This is a genomic window from Sphingomonas phyllosphaerae, from assembly GCF_036946485.1.
GTDB classification, from domain to species: Bacteria; Pseudomonadota; Alphaproteobacteria; order Sphingomonadales; family Sphingomonadaceae; genus Sphingomonas; species Sphingomonas phyllosphaerae_E.
The window spans coordinates 1,082,149-1,097,745 of the sequence record NZ_JAQIJA010000005.1 but is presented as its reverse complement, the minus strand read 5'-3'; the positions used below and the strand labels follow the sequence as shown (position 1 = coordinate 1,097,745).

Here is a 15,597-nt window from a genome sequence, read left to right as displayed (position 1 = left end):
GGATGACATAGGCGTGCGACTGGTGGGTCAGTCCTCCGGCGGCAATTGCGCTGGTACGGGAAGCGCGGCGAAAGGCTTATCACCGTCTGGAACGTCATCGTCACCGATGAGGCCGAGACGCGCGCGGATGATGCGGCGGATCCTGGTGCGGTTCGACCCCGACGCGTCCGTGAAGTGGTCGTCCGAATAATCGACACCAAGCGACGGCCGGAGCTTCGCGATGAACGCGGCCTCCGTCATGTCCTGCGCCTCCAGCATTGACGGCGCGATCTCGCGAAACACGTCGAACAGCGCCTGCACGCCAACCGTCTTGCGGATGAAGGAGTTGCCTGTCGCGGGTCGCCAGAAGAGGCGGTCGCAGGCGTTGAGGAAGTTGCGGGTCGCCGCGTAGATGAAGGCGTCGTTCCCGTCGATGTAGACCTGACGGAACGGCGGTTTGCCGAGCGGCAGGATAGACCGCTTCGAGCCGGCCTTGCGCTTGAGCTTGTTCGCGTCCTCCTTGGGGTTCGAGCTGATCATCCGCAGCAGGCCGCCGACGATCGCCGCGAACGACAGCTTCATGTCCGACTGGCGGATCATCGCGGCCGTCGCGAAGTCGTTCACCGGCGCGACCGCGACGCGCCCGTGCATGCGCGACTCCGGGTCCGTCGCGAGTCGGCGGGCGAGGAACACGGCGAGCTTTTCCGGACTCCACTGGTCCTCTGGCTCGTCGGCCAGGTTGTAGCCGAACAGCTCGTAGGTGAGGCTCTTGTCGACTGCCTTTTGATTCGAGTTGATGGTGGCGAAGATCGTCGCCTGCATCGACTTGGGCAAGTCGATGAACACGGAGCACAGCAGGTCCTGTTCGAGCGCGGCAGCATCCGCGCGGGCGAACGCGAACAGGCGGTGTTGTCCGTCGATCACGGCGGCGAGCTTGTCTCCGGTGGGAATGATGAGCTCGTAGGTTTCGCCGACTTCGTTGCCGTCGGAGTCGTGCGTCGGCGTCGCCTCGATCTTCCACCGCTTGGCGAGCTCGGCCTCTTCGTCCTGCTCGTCCCCGTCGTCGGCGTCGATGTCGCCCTCCACCCGCACGTCGGCGCGCAAAATGTTAGCAGCGAGGATGATCGAGTTGGGGAACGTCGCGTCGATGCGGTTGATGTATCGTGCAATGGCGTCGAGCCGGCGCGGATCTGACAGGCGTTGCGCGCCGTCTACCTCATAACTGCCGGTCCTCGGGTCCAGCTCGGCGCTGACCACGTCGCTGTAGGCCACATCGAGCAGGATGCGCGCCTTCAACACGACGGCGAAGAAAGTGCCGACCGGTTGGTCGACGCGAAGCGCGGGCACGCGCATCGGAAATGCGTCGGCCATCGTCAGACCGCTGCCGGCGATGCGCCGGAAGGCAGCTTCCGCATCGGGTTGCCGCCGGCGGACGCGTCAATCGGCGTTTCGTCCTGGAAGATGTCGTCGTCGCCGTTGGCGAGCACCCACGCGACCACGGCAATGGCTACGCAAGTCAGACCACCCCCGAAAGTGCCCCATCCGCCGGGCCTGCCGAACTGCATCAGATACATCGCGAAGATCATCTCGATGGTGAAGAGCAGGATGGCGAAGACGATCGCGAGCTTGTCTCGGCTGTAGAGCAGCTGCATTGCCGCCGGCCCGGCCACCGCTAGGCCGGCGGTGGCGAGCGCCAGCTGGAGGGGGCCAAGGTCGGTCGTTTCCGGGGCTTTGGGCACGTCGTTCAGGTAGCGGTAGCCCTCGATCCACACCGCCAAGCCGCCGAGTAGGATTATGCCGACTAGGAGGAACGTCCAGAACGACCATTGGCGGGCCGGACGGGTCCATCGGCTATGGAGTACTCTCCAGGCCGGCTTCACCGTCTTCGCTGGCTCGTCTTCTCCCGCCATCCTCGTCCCCCAAATGTTATCTGCGATGGTTCAACCATACTGCCGATCACACGGCAACGTCAGGTGCGGTCGACGCCGTTCCGGTGCGATTGCCGCCGCCACTGCCCCGGCGGGCTCGGAGAGGCTAGGCGCGCGGTAGCGCCTATCCGCGCCACGGATGAAGGTAGCCGACAAGGCATGAAAGGCCGACGGCCGCCAGTGCCAGCACGGCGAGCGACAGGCTCAGCGGGATCTTGTCGCGCATGAGGCGGAAGTGCTTCTGCTCGTCAATCCAGTCGATCTGGTGCTGCCAGAAGAACTTGTAGTGGGCCCACCAGTCGGCGAGCAGGATCTGCTTGCTGATCGCGACCGGATAGTACTCGCCTTCGATCGTCCGCAGCTCCGCCTCGTGCCTCGGCAGGTCGGCGTCGGGGCAGGACTTCACCGTGCGGTAGAGGTGCCGCAGCCGGTTGAAGAGCTTGGTCAGCTCCACTCCGGCGGCGTTATACTCGCCCTTCCGGCTGTCATACATCATGATGTACAGCCCGACGACGCCGACCACGGTCAATGTAGCGGCGATCGCCTTGCCGGCGAGCACCTCCCACACGAGCCCGTAGATCCCCATCGCGGTGGCGATGAACGAGATCAGGCCAGGCGCCTTCTCGACGATGTCGTAGGTCGCGAAGTGCTTCTTCGCGCCGAAGCCGACGTTGTAGCCGGTCTCGGCGATGCACTTGAGGAGTTCGTCTCTCTGCATGGCGTTCACTCGATCGGCACCGAGATGCGGTCAAGCGCGACCACCACCCCGTTCTTGACGATGGCGCAGTCGACCACATGGTCGCCCCGAAAGCTGGAGGTCTCCGTCCGCTGCTCGCGGCCCGCATCGGGCAGAAGCTGACCGCGGATCATGTTCCTGCGCACGGCTTCCGGCCCTCGGTTCGTAACCTTCCACACCACCTTGTAGGGCTGCTGGACGTCGTGGCTGACGACATGGAAGCGCAGCGACTTGCTGTGCCCGATGCGGAACCGTTGGAGCAGATGAGGCCGCAGGAGGTAATCGCGGAACCCGTTCTGCGACACCTCGCAATCGATCTTCAGGTAGTTGCGCACGTCGACGGCGTAGACGTCTTCGAAGAACTCCTCCGTGTCGCGGGCCTGCGTGCCCGCCTCGACGAGCGCCGCCTTGCGCACCTCTGCGGCCTTCGCAGCCGGATAGTGCCGGCCGAACACCTTGCGCCACTTCGCGCCGACGTTGTCCTCGCCGTCCGCCTCGATTGCCTTGAGGCAGAGGTCATGGGCCTTGGCGGCCTTCTTCTGGAACTTCTTCTTGACCTTCACCCGCTGCCGGCTGCCGAGCGCGGCGTAGTGCTCGCGGTCGGGCTGGTCCTTAAGGAAGGCGAAGAAGTCGCGAACCATCCAGTCGTAGTAGAGGTAGCTCCTCGTGTCGTACTCGTCAGTGCCCTCCAGGAAGTTGTTGACGAGCGTGTCGATGAGCAGCCCTCCCATCGCGACGCCGTGGCGGTTGCGCCAGGCGCGCGCCATCTTACACAGCCGGCGCGCATTGCGGTTCTTGCGGCCGTTGAGGTCGGCGAGCGCATCGTGCTCCTCGCGGGGGCGCGTGACCTTCCAGCTGCCGCCGCCGTATGTATCGGGATAGTCGAATCCTCCGTCGTCCCGCTCGAACACCGGCTGCACCTCGATGTGGAAGCACGTGTAGAGGACGCGCACGACCAGCCTGTCGACCTTCACGGTCGTGGTCGGATAGCGGGCGCTGATCGCGTCGGCGGCGTCCTTCAGCAGCCGCGACTGCCCGCCTTCACCGTCGTAGTCGGCGCGCGAGCGGGCCGGCATCAGGTAGAGCATGTCGAGGTCGGAGACGCCCTTGATGGCCGTCCAGCGGCCGTAGGAGCCGACCTGCAGGCTGTTGGCGGTCTTGGACTCGGTGTCGCGGTACTTCTTGTTCAGGGCGGCGGTGATCTCGCCATACCTGAGTTCGATGGTCTGGTGGTTGTCGACGGCGATGTTGCCGAGGAACGTCTTGAAGTCTTCAGCGGTACCCATGGATCTTCTCCGGGCGCAGGCGAGCGTCCTCGCGCTGGCTCCCGCCGACCCGGTCCGGTCGCGCAGATCGTGTGATTGACGGGCGGCTAGGTCCCCCGGCCGGGCCGGGGGACCGTTTAAGCTCAGACGATGCCGTGCTGGCGGAGCAGCTCGTCCTTGTAGGCCGCGGCGACCAGGTCGCAGGCCAGGTTGTAGGCGCCGCCCGACTTGCCCACCTTCGCAGGGTCGAAGTTCACGCCAGCGATCATCGCGTAGAACGACTTCATGATCGTCGGCATGTTCTTCTTGATGAAGGCGTCGGGGTCGGTGATCCAGGTCACGCCGTCGTCAGTGTTGCGCATGAGCGAGCTGAGGCCGAAGACCAGCGGGTACATGAAGCCGTCGCCGTAGCTGTAGCTGATCGGCTCGCGGTAGTAGTGCGACTTGAGCACCTTGCCGTCGGCGGCCATGCGCACGCCGTCGATCTTGCCGAAGCGGCCGCCGGCCTTGTTGTAACCCTCCGGCAGCAGCTTGTAGACGAGGTCGAACAGCCGCGGCATGTCCTTCATCAGCGCGAGCGCGCTCTTCACCTTCGGGTCGACCACCTCGACGATGTTGCCCTTGGTCTCCTGCGCGACCCCGTCGGCAGCCATCAGCTTGTCGTAGAGGTCGACGCACTGCCCCTTGGAGGAGAAGATGACCGTCGGGGACCGCCGCACCTGCTCGGTCTCCTTGATCTCGATCTTCGACAGGGGGATCAGCGACAGGGCGACGAGCTCACGCACCTTGATGCGGCCGCCATCGTTGGTCTTCCACTCGACCTCGGTCACGAGCGCGGGATCGAGCGCCGCCTTGATCTCGTCGTAGTAGCCGAGCTTGTTCGCCCGCGCCTCGGCCGTGAGCTCGGCGTTGTTGTTGCGGGCGGCGTTGATGGCCAGCACCTTCTCCTGGAAGTAGGCGAAGCCCTCGGTGTCGTCCGACGGGTAGATCACCTCGATCGGCATGCGGATCTCGGGGATCGCGGCCTTCTCCTCGCGCACCAGGTCGAGGTTGTCGGTCCAGGCCGACTTGAACTTCTCCCAGGTCTTCAGCGGTCTCATCATCGCGTCGGCCTTCTCCTCGCCGTGGCGGACGGCGAGCGCCTTGCGCAGGATGAAGCGGCCGGCGGCGAGCGAGTTGTGGCCGCCGTCGAGGATGCCCTCGAGGTCCGGATCGTCGAACTCCAGGCGGAAGCGGCTGCGGTCGAGCTCCTCCACCGTGCTGGCGGCAACGAGGATGCCCTTGCTCATGAAGTGGAAGATCTCCGGCTCCTTGGCCAGGCTCTCCTCGATGTCGTCGGTGACGCGGCTGACCTTGGACAGGCGCGGGTTGGCCTCCAGCCCGGCGCTGGACAGCAGGTCGATCATGCTGGTGAGGGACACGGTGCCGAGCAGCTTGTTCAGCTTGCTGGTCTGACGCGCGGCGTCCTGGATCTTGAGAACGATATTCATAAAAAAATCTCCATGCTTTGCAGCAGGAGATCGGGCGCCTTCAGCGGCGGATCATGCGGACGGTCCCATCGCGGGCGCCTGCCTGAACCAGTCTGTCTGCTCCCGACCATCCGGCCTGGTGTACCGCCTCCCCGTCCGGGGTGGCTGAGCTGCAGCTAGGACGGCGGCTTAGAATTGGCAAGCACTAATTTTCAGGATGGCGATTCTAAGCCTGGATGGCGCGCCGATGCTCGGGCGCCTGGTTGCTGCACTTGCGGATAATCGCTCAACCGCGGCGCTCGTCGAGACGCGAATTACACCTGCTTTCGAGCATCGCAGGGTAGCCGGGTTCCTGACGGTTTAGGTGGCGAGGGCGTCGCCGCCGCCAGCGATCTCGTGGAGTTCATGATGAAAAGCATTCTCGCGGCGTGCGTAGCCTGCGCCGCGTTCGCCTCGTCGCCCGCCGTGGCACAGGACCGCACATTCACCGGCCCCAGCGTCAGCGCGATCATCGGCATCGACCATAATCGCGAGTCCGACAACCGCACTGGCGCGGTAAATGGCGGGCAGGTCGGCTACGACGTCCAGGCGGGCGGCTTGGTGATCGGCGCTGAGGCCGAGCTCACCGGGTCGACGAGCAAGGGCTGCCGGCGATACCAGGGCACGGCTCCGGTCAGCACGAACATCGCCTGCGAGAAGGCCTTGCGCGATCTCTACATCGGCGGGCGGATCGGAACCGTCGTCGGGGGATCGACGCTGATCTACGGCAAGGTCGGCTACACCAATGCCCGCACCGGTTCGGAATTCACCTATAGCGCCACCCCCGCATACAACTTTGCGGGTGGCCTCGATTCCGACGGCGTGCGCGTCGGCGGCGGGATCGAGAAGCGGCTGGGCGGCGGGCTCAGCGTGAAGGCGGAGTACCGCTACTCGAACTACGAGGGGCTATATAGCCGCCACCAAGGAGTGCTCGGGATCGGCTTCCGCTTTTGATAGAAGGGCATCGGCTGGGCGCGACCAAGTCCCCCAGCCCGTATGATGTCGGCGACCTTAACTAGGCGGCGAAACGCCGCAGGTCGCCGACCGCCTCCACGAGCGCATCGCCGAACGCCGTCATCTCGGCTTCGGTGGTGCCGCGGCCCGGCGACACCCGGAACGCCTGACGCGCGCGCGGCGTGTCGCCGAACATGGCGACAAGCACGGGGCTGGTCTGCACCTTGTCGGTCGCGCACGCGCTCGACGCCGAGAAGCTGGCGAAGGCGTTCAGCCGGTGCATCAGCGCGAGCGGTTCGACGCCCGCGATCGATAGCGAGACGTTGCCTGGAATGCGCTCGGTCGGGTGACCGTTGATCGCCAAGCCGTCCACGTCTGATAGCAGGCGCGCGACCAGGCCGTCGCCCATCGCGCGCAGGCGCACGCCCTCGCGCGGTCCTTCCTTGCCGGCGATCTCGAGCGCCTCGCCCATGCCGACGATCATCGGGACCGCCAGGGTTCCCGGCCGCAGCGCGCGTTCCTGGCCCCCGCCCCATACGGTCGGCTCGACTCGGGCGCGCGGCGAGCGCGACCGCACGTAGAGGGCGCCGATCCCCTTAGGACCGTAGGCCTTGTGCCCGGACGCGCTGGCCAGGTGCACGCCGTTCGCCTGCACGTCGAAGCGCTGGTGGGCGAGCAGCTGGGCGAGGTCCATGTGGAACAGCGCACCGCGCGCCTCGCAGGCAGCGCCGATGCCGGCGATCGGGCTGATCGTCCCGACCTCGTTGTTGGCGGCCATGATCGAGACGACGGCGGTGTCGTCGCGGATCGCGGCGATCACCTCGGCCGGGTCCACGCGCCCGAACTCGTCGACCGGCACGACGGTGAGCGCGTAGCCCTCGCGCTCCAGTTGCCGCATCGGCTCCATTACCGCAGGGTGCTCGACCGCGGACGTGATCAGGTGCCGCCGCTCGGGCCGGGCGCGCGCGGCACCGAGGATGGCGATGTTGCTCGCCTCGGTGCAGCTGCCGGTGAAGACGATCTCGTTCTCGCGCGCACCGAGGTGCGTCGCGACCTGCGCGCGCGCCTTGGCCACCGCCGCCTGGGCTCGGTTGCCGTGGACGTGCTCCACGCTGGACGGATTGCCGAACACCTCCGTGAAGAACGGCAGCATCGCCGTCACGACGCGTCGGTCGGTCGGCGTGGTCGCGTTGTGGTCGAGGTAGATCGGCCCGCTTTCGCCGCTCATGCGGCCATCGCCAGCCGCGCGACGTCGACGGGTCCCTTGGCGCGAACCGCGAGCGTGGCGACACCGCGGTGGATGTGCGCCCGCAGCCGGTCGACCAGCGCCTCGTCGGGCAGGCTGTGGCCGTCCACGCCCTCCTCCACGAAGCGGAGCATGGCGGCGATAAGGGCGTGGTGGTCGCCCGTCAGCGTATAGGCGTTGAACTCCTGTCCGCCCTCGTCGACCTCGACCGCACCGACCGGCCCTTCCTCGAGCGAGAGGGCGATCGCCATGCGGCACAGCAGGTTCGGCGTCAGGCCGGTCCGCTGCCGGAGCGACCGCAGGCGGCTGGACGCGTCGGCGGAGATCTTAAGTTTGGTGAGCCGCATGGGGCGCCTCCTCGTCGTCGAAGTAGCCGCGCACCGCCGTGCTGGCGCGCAGCGCTGGATCGTAATCGAGCCGGTAGGTGTGGCTCACCGATGGCATCAGCCGCCGCTGCAGCGCCTCGTCGACCTCGGTGTCGGTCGAGAGCACGATGACCTGGTGGCTCGCCTCGGGGAAGTAGCGCTCGACGAGCGCCTTCCTGTGCTGCGAGTCCAGGCGGGCCAGCGGCGTGTCGATGATCATCGGCAGCGCGCGGCCGCTGGTCCGTGCCAGCGCCCACAGCATCGCGATCGCGTAGACCTGCTTCTCGCCGGCGGAGAGCGCTGACTTCGCGATCTCGTGGCCGTCGCGGTCGATCAGCGTCGTCTCGAAGGTCGCGCGGTCAATCCGTGCGTCCGCGACGAATCCCTCCTTGCGCGCGAGGTGGTTGTAGCACCGCACGAACTCGGACTGCAGCCTCGACAGCTTGGTCTCCAGCAACCGCTCCTCGTAGCGCTGCAGTGCGACACCGATGCGGCCGGCGAGTGCGGCACGCCCCTCGGCCGCCTCCGCGCTGGCCTGGGCGGCCAGCAGACGGTCGCGGTCCCGACGCAGCGTCGCGCGGCGGTATTCGAGGCCCTTCAGCTCTTCCTCGCGCGCGCGCATCTCGGCTTCGATCGCGCCGACCTGCTGCTCGGCGAGCACCAGTTCGTCGAGCACCACGCCGGCGGCTTCGCCCGACGCGCGGACGAGATTGGCCTCCACCTCGCGCAGGCGCCCCGCGAGGCGGTCGAGTTCGGCGGCGACCAGCGCGGCCCGGGCGACGGTCGTCTCGCGGACCTCCCGCAGCTGCGCCATGAGGCCTGCACGCTCGCTCGCCGGAAGACGGTCGAGCGGACCGGATCCCTGCTCGGACGCGGCGGCCGCCTCGCGCGCGAGGAACGTCTCCAGGTCACGCCAGTGCCCGTCCTTCCACGGCGCCGCCCGCGGTGGGTCGCCGGCGCTGCGCCAGGCCAGCAGCCGCTCGCGGAGCGCGTCCGCCTCGGCCCCGTGCCCCCCGGTCGGCCTGCCGAGGGCGGTGGTCATCGCAGCCCCCAGCTTCGGCGCCATCGCGAACGGCAGCAGCCCGCCGGCCAATTCGCGGAGCTCGCCTTCCCGGCGCGATAGCTGCTCGCGCAGCTCGACGCGCGACGCCTCGAGGGACGCGCGCTGGTTGGCCGCGTCGCCGCCTTCCGCGGTGAACCGCTGCCGGGTGTTGGCGGCCAGGCGTGCCTGGCCGGAGCGCCGTGACGCGAGTTCGGCGACCGTCTCGCGGACGTCGCCGATGCGCGCGTCGAGCTCGGCCTCCTCGCGCACGATCTGCTCGAGGCGCGTCGCTGTAGCGGCGTCCTCCCTGCGGCTCCGGCGAGCCATGAACAGGCCGAGGTCGGTGCGCAGGCGCCCGACGAGCTCGACACCGAGCATGCCGCGGACGGCCTCGGCCAACCCCTCGTCGACCTCGTCGCTGGCGATCTCGGCGATCTTCTCGCCGTCGAAGAAGAAGAGCTGCGATACGCCCGGCGGAATCAGCTCCTGCAGGAAGTGGTGCCACTCCTCGCGCGGCACGCCCTCGACCGGGCGACCGTCCTTCTCGAGCACGAGCGTCTCGACCGCCTTGGCGCCTTTGGCCGTCCAGCGGCGCACGACGCGGTAGCGGTGGACGACGCCCGCTTCGGCGTAGTCGAACTCGAGGCCAACCGACGACGCGCCCGCGGCGACGCCGCCTACGCCGACGTGCATGCGTCCGCGCAGGTGCTGCTCGTATTCCGCCTGGCCGACCCGGTGCCCGAGCGCGCGTCGGCCGTAGAGCGCGAGACGCACCGCCTCCAGCAAAGTCGTCTTGCCCGCGCCGTTGCGGCCGCCAAACAGGATCACCGGGGTCTCACCACCCGGCCGGCGCCTGGGGACCAGGTCGAGCGTCTGGCGGCCCGAGTAGAGGCCGAAGTTCTCGAGCTCGATTGTGCGCAGGATCATCGCCCCGCCTCCTCGCCGTCGAACGGCAGCTCGGCGTCGTCGTCGATTACGTCGATGGCGACAGCCGCGGCGCGCGGGCCGAGCACCTCGCGCCGCTCCGCGACCAGCGTGTCGAGGTCGCGCCACTCCAGCGAGAACGCTTCCTCGATCCGGGTATGCACCGCGTGGCGGCGCTTGAGCCCGTGCGACGCGCGTTCGATCTCGAGCAGCTTCATGACGAGGTCGGCGGGGACGTCGTTCTCTGCGCAGACCGCCTCGAGCAGCTCGCCGTCGTCGGCGGTGAACGCCACCGAGTCCTCCGACACCCAGTCCGGCTCGACGAACCGGGGGTCGCGCCCGAGCGTCTCGCGCACGATGCGCGGCACCGAGTCCGCCCAGTCGCCATGTTCGGTCCGCCACAGACGGCGGATCTCGTGGAGTTCGGCCTCGTGGATGAGGATGGGCGCCTCTCCGGCGGGCGCCTCGTTGGCGACCTGGCGCTGCGTCTCCAGCAGCCCCTTCAGGAGCTCGCGGCGGAACTCCATGGTGTAGGGACCCGGCATGACGCGGTCTGTCTCGCCGATGAAGGACACCCGACCCGAGCGGCGGCGGTGGTCGCGGAACTCCAGCTTGCGCGCGGGATCCTGCGTCTCGGACAGCTTGTCGCGGAACTCGAGCAGCGGGGTGAGCCATTCCTCGCCGGAGTCGATCATCGCCTCCATCGCCTTGTCGCGCTCGACGACGGTGCAGACCCAGCAGCCGAAGCGCGAGTTCCCGCACGAGGGCGTCGAGGTGTCGACGACGAGCGGGCACTCGCCCGACGCGGCGTTCCGGTACATGGCGACGAGGTCGCGGTTGTCGTTGCCCCAAGGCGAGGTGTTCTGGAGGAGATAGGTCCAGACGTCGTCGGTCGAGAAGTCGGCGATCGGCGCGTAGACGAACGCATTGAGCAGCGACGAGTGGCGCGACAGGCGCGAGCCCTCGATGCTGTGCAGCGACATGACCTGCGCGCGGGTGGCGGATTCCTGCCGGCGCACGCCCAGCACCATCACGACCTCGCCGAACTCGGCGACGCGGCTCTTGATGAAGTCGTTTGCCGGCTCGATCTTCAGGCGCTCGGTGCACCAGCGGAACCGCCGCGACGGCGCGGGGTAGCCGCGCCCGATCAGGTTGACCCAGAAGCTCTTGTCGGTCTCCGGCACCACCTTGTGCGTGATGATCGGCATACCTTGCTCAACCGCGGCCGCCGCGATGCGATCGAGTGACACGTCGATGTAGTGCGAGACTACCGGCGTCTCGACGAGCGTGTCGGAACTGATCACATAGATCTTCTTCTGCCGCTGCTCCGGCGGCAACGCCGATACGGCGGTCCAGATCAGCTGCAGGGCGGTCGTGGAGTCTTTCCCACCCGAGTATCCCACCACCCAAGGACGGCTGTCCGAGAGGTAGATCTCGCGGACATCCCGATGGATCGCGGCTAAAGTATTGGTGTCGTCTAGGGTCTTCTTCATCGACTTGGCTCCATTCGGAATCCTAGCGCGTTCCGGCGCCCGCGTCATCGGCTTCCTGCCCGAGCGCGCGTGAAATCAGCTCGGCCGTGAGCAGCACGCTGGCCCGTGAGCGGTTCACCCTGCCTCTGACCAAGGCACGCCCCTCCCATAGCCCGGTGTTCGACCTCGACCAGTCGATGCGGGCAAGGCCGGCGAGCGCGTCGCGCCAGTCCTTCGGCCTCTCGACGAGCAGGCGCGCGCCGGCGACAGCGATCGCCTCCAGCGCGATGCCGTGCGCGTGCACCGTGTCCCGCCGCAGCTCCGCCGGCGCGACCTCGCGGCGCCCGGCGGCGAGCCAGTCGGGCATGTTGGCGATCACCGACTCCCAGAACTCCACCGCGCTCGACGGGTCGTCCGGGCTCGCGGGCAGGGATGCCGCGTCGACAAGCGTGGTGACGGCCGTGTGGATGCTGCTGAACGCGAACAGCTTGCGGGAGCCGGCCGCCAGGTTCGAGCGCGTGAAGTCGGTCATGTCCCGCAGCAGCGGGATCGCGTCCGCGACCGCTCGGCTGAGGCGCGCACCGTCGTCGCGCCCGTCGTAGAAGAGCCGCAGCGAGCGTGCCGGCCGCACGCCGTGCTGGTTGAGGTCGACGAACATCTGCTGCGAGCGCGCCAGCCCCTCGTCGGGGAACAGCGTCACGGCGATCGTCTCGTCGCCGAGCGACGGTCGGTCGCGAAGCGCCTCGACCAACCCCGCGCGGCGGTGCTGCCCGTCGTTGATCAGCAGCGTCGCGGTCATCTCGACGTTGAGCGTCCCGACCGAGCGCTCGCCGGGCGCCGGTTCGAACGCGAACGCCCCGTCGATCGTGGCCGACAGGGCGGACAGCACGTAGTCCCTGGGATGGTCGGCGACGTAGCGGGCGATGGCCGGGACGCGCGCGCGGTTCAGCGCGCGTTGGGCGCGCAGCGCCGTCGGCAGCTCCTCGTCGTCGAAGCTGAACAGGCGCTCCAGCGTCTTGATGGGCACCATCGCGACGTAGAAGGCCCGGCCGGCCTGTACGCCGCGGATGGCGGCGAAACTGTAAGTGTTGGACATGTCTTTTCCTCCTCCGGAACTGGTCCGGAGCATCTTCACCACCATGGAATTCGGACGGGCTGGCCGTCCGTCAGCGCGTCAGCGTCTGTCCGCCAGTCCTGCGGCGAGCGCGTCGACGAGCGCGTGCGCCGCGGTCGACGCGTCGCTTGAGACGGACGCAGCCAGCCGGCGCGGCGGCGGCGTCGCCGTCTCGAGCAGCTGGACCAGCGACTTCTCTGCCAGTGCGCGTTGGACGACGAAGTCTGGCAGCTGCGCGATGCCGAGGCCGGTGAGCGTCAGCGCCAGGGCGACGTCTGCGTCGGCCGCTTCGACGACCGTGCGCGGGGAACGCGCGCCGCCGCCCGACAGCTGCCAGGACTCATCCTGATCGACGAGCAGGATCCCGGCATGTCCGCCGAGGTCGGACGTCGTCGCCGGCGCGTCGTATTCGGCGAGATAATCGGGAGCCGCGCACAGGACGTACTTCACGTCCGCAAGACGATGACCGCCGTTCTCGTCCATGCCGATCGACACCTCTGCGGGTTCGTCTGGGCCCACGAGGTGCAGGACGACGCCCTCGCGCTCGCGCGAAAAGGCAGCCAGAGGGCTTGCGAGGAGATGTCGCATCACGGCCAGGTCCGCCGCGACAGTGACGTGCGCGCTGGCGTTGAGCGCGGCTGGGTCGGCGTCCAGTTGTTCGAGCTTCGCGAGGAGGTCGCGCGCGCGGTCGAAGTAGGCCTGGCCCGCGGCCGTCGCATCGAAACGGCGGTTGGAGCGGTCGAGCAGCGTCACGCCGAGGCGGGCTTCGAGGTCCGAGATCCGGCGGCTCACGGCGGACTTCGCGATCCCAAGCTCGGCGGCGGCCGCGTTGATGCCGCCGCACGAGACGACCGTCACGTAAGTCCTGAGGTCTTCGAACCTGTCCGCCACTATCCCGCCGCCTCCTTCGCGGCGACCCTAGATCGCCCGTCGCGAAACGGCCACCGCTTTGGCGCTCTTAAGCATTATCGCTGGATGCGTATCGTTCCCGAGAACGCCGCGACCTTATCGGCGTCTTGGTGCACGATGCCGCGTAGGGAGGCGAGACGACGGGTCTCGCGCAGAAGTTCGACCTCGGCATCTAGCGCTCGCCCGAGATGACCAGGCCCGAGGAATTGAGTGGATAGTTCGAGGGTCAGCGCCGGCCCGGTGCCGACGTCACCAATAAGGCGCATCGTGACGAACATGGCGCAATCGATGAAGCCTAAGGTGACCCCGCCGTGCACGATGTCGGCGATGTTCGAATGCTCGTGGGTGGGGAACATCCGGACGTGACCCACCGGACCGTCGCGCCTTACAAGGATCCTTTCGAGAAACCCGTTGTAGCGTGTGCTGTCTCGCGGCACCCAGCTCAACCACCCCGGATCGTTCGGATCGGGCTTGAAGGGAAGTGCCGCGGCCGCCGTAGTGTCGCTCATGCCAAGCCTCCGCCCATCGTCATCTGTTCGGGCTGATGACTCGCTCGCGCTTGCGCCCTTCCATCGCCTGCACCTGCGGCGGTCCGGAAGGTTCCGGCGGCTGCTCGGTCGCGGTGCACCAGCTCTGCCGGCTGCAGAGATCGAGCGCGACCTGGTTGCGCTCCGCCGTCGTGCATCCACCCGTGAGCGTGGCGGCCAGTAGCGCCAGTGCCACGCAGCTCCGTCTTCCCATCGTCGACCTCCATCAGGACGGTCGGCGACGCGCGGTGCGTTCACAACGGTCGCTCGACCGGCGGCTTGGATGCGCGACGAACGCCGGAGCGGCATCGCCGCGCCCCTCGGACTTGCACGAAGAACCAGAGGAAGCGGCCCTCCGCTATCCCGCGCGGTAGGAGCAGGCCGTCCGGTCGGCGTTGCGCAGGATCGTGTCCCGGACCTTCGAGAACCTCGTCTGCGGGACGGCGCACCTGACCACGCCGGCCATGACGATGGCGCCGGTCCGTGGCTGGATGAGCCTGAAGCTCACGAGCACTCCGGCGCTGACGACCGACGCGCCCGGGAACCCGAGCGTGTAGACGATGCCCGCGCGCGAGATCGCGGTGCCGCCGGTCTGCTCGACGGCCACGCGCAGGAGGTAGGTCGACCCGGTGCCGCTGGCGGACGTGCCCAGCAGCTGGTCGAGCTGCATCGCGGTGACGAGCGGGGACGTCGCGCCCTTCTCGGATGCGTTGAGGCTGGTAGCCAGTGCGTCGGCGGTGGCGACCGCTCCCTTGATCGCGTCGCCCGAGCATCCACGCTTCGCGTCCACCTCCCGCAGCATCGCGTCGTAGGCGGTCCGCGTCGGCGTCGAGTCTCCGACGTCAGCGATCTCGCCGGGGACGAAGAAGGAGGACCTCGTCAAGTCGCCGGAATCGGTTCGGTCCCCCGGCGGGTCCGCCGCACCCGCCGCGTCCGTAGAGATCCATTCGGCACCCGAGAGTGCGTATCTCGTCTCCGTCCGACCCATGACGATCGCGTTGACCAGCACGCGGTCGTCGGCGGCGAACGCCACGGGGTTGATCGTCGTGTCGGTCGCGATGGCGCCGGCGATGTCGGAGAGGAAGGGCGTGACCGGGCCGGGCGTGATACGCAGCCCGTAGAACGTCACGCCGTTCGGCTCGGCTGGCGGCGGCGTCTTCGGCGGCTTCGGGCACGGCGTCCGGGCGACGAGGTCGCGGACCGCCTGTATGCGGTCCCGGACGACCCTCACCATGGAGAGCGATACCTGCTGATCGCGGGACACGACGAGCACGCGTCCGCCGGCCGCGCCCCGGTTGGCTAGGCTGGCGACCACAGCGCCCGCCCTGAGCATCGCGTCGCTGGCGAGCACGCCCGCCTCGATCGCGCCGGCGCCACCGGCGATTGTCGACTTCCCACCCGCGGCCTCGACACCGAGCGCGGCGATCACGCCGGTCTTGGCGGTATCGTCCTCGGCGAGCGCCGCCGTGGGCGTGGTCACCAGCGAGCCGGCGAGCGAAAGGCTTAGCATCAGACGTACAGCGTTCATCTCCGAGTACCCCCTTAGGCGTCCGCTTCCCCCGGCCGCCGTGCAGCTGCGGAGGCTGAACCTGCGTCGTTCCCAAGACAAGGGGTGCTCCGCTCCATGT

The 15,597-nt window shown here is 68.1% G+C and carries 15 protein-coding genes; 1 reads left to right on the top strand and 14 read right to left on the bottom strand.

What is annotated here, in order from left to right; translation table 11 throughout:
• Positions 1-27: 27 nt before the first annotated feature.
• From PGN16_RS13900 to PGN16_RS13880, 5 genes are all read right to left on the bottom strand, one after another.
• Complete coding sequence (locus PGN16_RS13900) at positions 28-1,350, bottom strand: DGQHR domain-containing protein (RefSeq protein ID WP_335309968.1); 1,323 nt, start codon at positions 1,348-1,350, stop codon at positions 28-30.
• A 2-nt stretch (positions 1,351-1,352) separates the two neighbouring features.
• Positions 1,353-1,757, bottom strand: a complete 405-nt coding sequence (locus PGN16_RS13895; protein ID WP_335309967.1) for a hypothetical protein — start codon at positions 1,755-1,757, stop codon at positions 1,353-1,355.
• Between the two features lie 274 nt (positions 1,758-2,031).
• The gene (locus PGN16_RS13890) at positions 2,032-2,625 is read right to left on the bottom strand and encodes an SLATT domain-containing protein (protein WP_335310343.1); all 594 of its coding nucleotides are present in this window, start codon (positions 2,623-2,625) and stop codon (positions 2,032-2,034) included.
• Between the two features lie 5 nt (positions 2,626-2,630).
• Positions 2,631-3,929, bottom strand: a complete 1,299-nt coding sequence (locus PGN16_RS13885) for an SMODS domain-containing nucleotidyltransferase (protein WP_335309966.1) — start codon at positions 3,927-3,929, stop codon at positions 2,631-2,633.
• A 122-nt stretch (positions 3,930-4,051) separates the two neighbouring features.
• Positions 4,052-5,398: a hypothetical protein gene (locus PGN16_RS13880; protein ID WP_335309965.1), complete on the bottom strand. Its 1,347-nt coding sequence runs from the start codon at positions 5,396-5,398 to the stop codon at positions 4,052-4,054.
• Between the two features lie 384 nt (positions 5,399-5,782).
• Here PGN16_RS13880 and PGN16_RS13875 point away from each other — a divergent pair, with 384 nt between their 5' ends.
• Positions 5,783-6,370, top strand: coding sequence for an outer membrane protein (locus PGN16_RS13875; protein ID WP_335310342.1), 588 nt, complete (start codon positions 5,783-5,785; stop codon positions 6,368-6,370).
• A gap of 61 nt (positions 6,371-6,431) precedes the next feature.
• On the opposite strand, the gene PGN16_RS13870 is transcribed toward PGN16_RS13875, so the two are convergent.
• The 9 genes from PGN16_RS13870 to PGN16_RS13830 all read right to left on the bottom strand — a co-directional run bounded on the left by PGN16_RS13870 (position 6,432) and on the right by PGN16_RS13830 (position 15,497).
• On the bottom strand, positions 6,432-7,598 hold the full coding sequence (locus PGN16_RS13870) for a cysteine desulfurase family protein (protein ID WP_335309964.1): 1,167 nt from the start codon (positions 7,596-7,598) through the stop codon (positions 6,432-6,434).
• The gene (gene dndE / locus PGN16_RS13865) at positions 7,595-7,963 is read right to left on the bottom strand and encodes a DNA sulfur modification protein DndE (RefSeq protein ID WP_335309963.1); all 369 of its coding nucleotides are present in this window, start codon (positions 7,961-7,963) and stop codon (positions 7,595-7,597) included. Before dndE ends, PGN16_RS13870 begins: the two co-directional genes overlap by 4 nt.
• Entirely contained in the window at positions 7,944-9,950 is a 2,007-nt protein-coding gene (dndD, locus tag PGN16_RS13860) for a DNA sulfur modification protein DndD (RefSeq protein WP_335309962.1), read from the bottom strand. The genes dndE and dndD overlap by 20 nt, the downstream gene beginning before the upstream one ends.
• On the bottom strand, positions 9,947-11,488 hold the full coding sequence (gene dndC / locus PGN16_RS13855; protein WP_335309961.1) for a DNA phosphorothioation system sulfurtransferase DndC: 1,542 nt from the start codon (positions 11,486-11,488) through the stop codon (positions 9,947-9,949). The genes dndD and dndC overlap by 4 nt, the downstream gene beginning before the upstream one ends.
• The gene (gene dndB, locus PGN16_RS13850; RefSeq protein WP_335309960.1) at positions 11,463-12,515 is read right to left on the bottom strand and encodes a DNA sulfur modification protein DndB; all 1,053 of its coding nucleotides are present in this window, start codon (positions 12,513-12,515) and stop codon (positions 11,463-11,465) included. Before dndB ends, dndC begins: the two co-directional genes overlap by 26 nt.
• 78 nt (positions 12,516-12,593) lie before the next feature.
• The gene (locus PGN16_RS13845) at positions 12,594-13,424 is read right to left on the bottom strand and encodes a LysR family transcriptional regulator (RefSeq protein ID WP_335309959.1); all 831 of its coding nucleotides are present in this window, start codon (positions 13,422-13,424) and stop codon (positions 12,594-12,596) included.
• Between the two features lie 74 nt (positions 13,425-13,498).
• Positions 13,499-13,951, bottom strand: coding sequence for a PaaI family thioesterase (locus PGN16_RS13840; protein ID WP_335309958.1), 453 nt, complete (start codon positions 13,949-13,951; stop codon positions 13,499-13,501).
• Between the two features lie 19 nt (positions 13,952-13,970).
• Positions 13,971-14,183: a hypothetical protein gene (locus tag PGN16_RS13835; protein ID WP_335309957.1), complete on the bottom strand. Its 213-nt coding sequence runs from the start codon at positions 14,181-14,183 to the stop codon at positions 13,971-13,973.
• 144 nt (positions 14,184-14,327) lie between these two features.
• Entirely contained in the window at positions 14,328-15,497 is a 1,170-nt protein-coding gene (locus tag PGN16_RS13830) for a hypothetical protein (RefSeq protein ID WP_335309956.1), read from the bottom strand.
• Between the last annotated feature and the right edge of the window lie 100 nt (positions 15,498-15,597).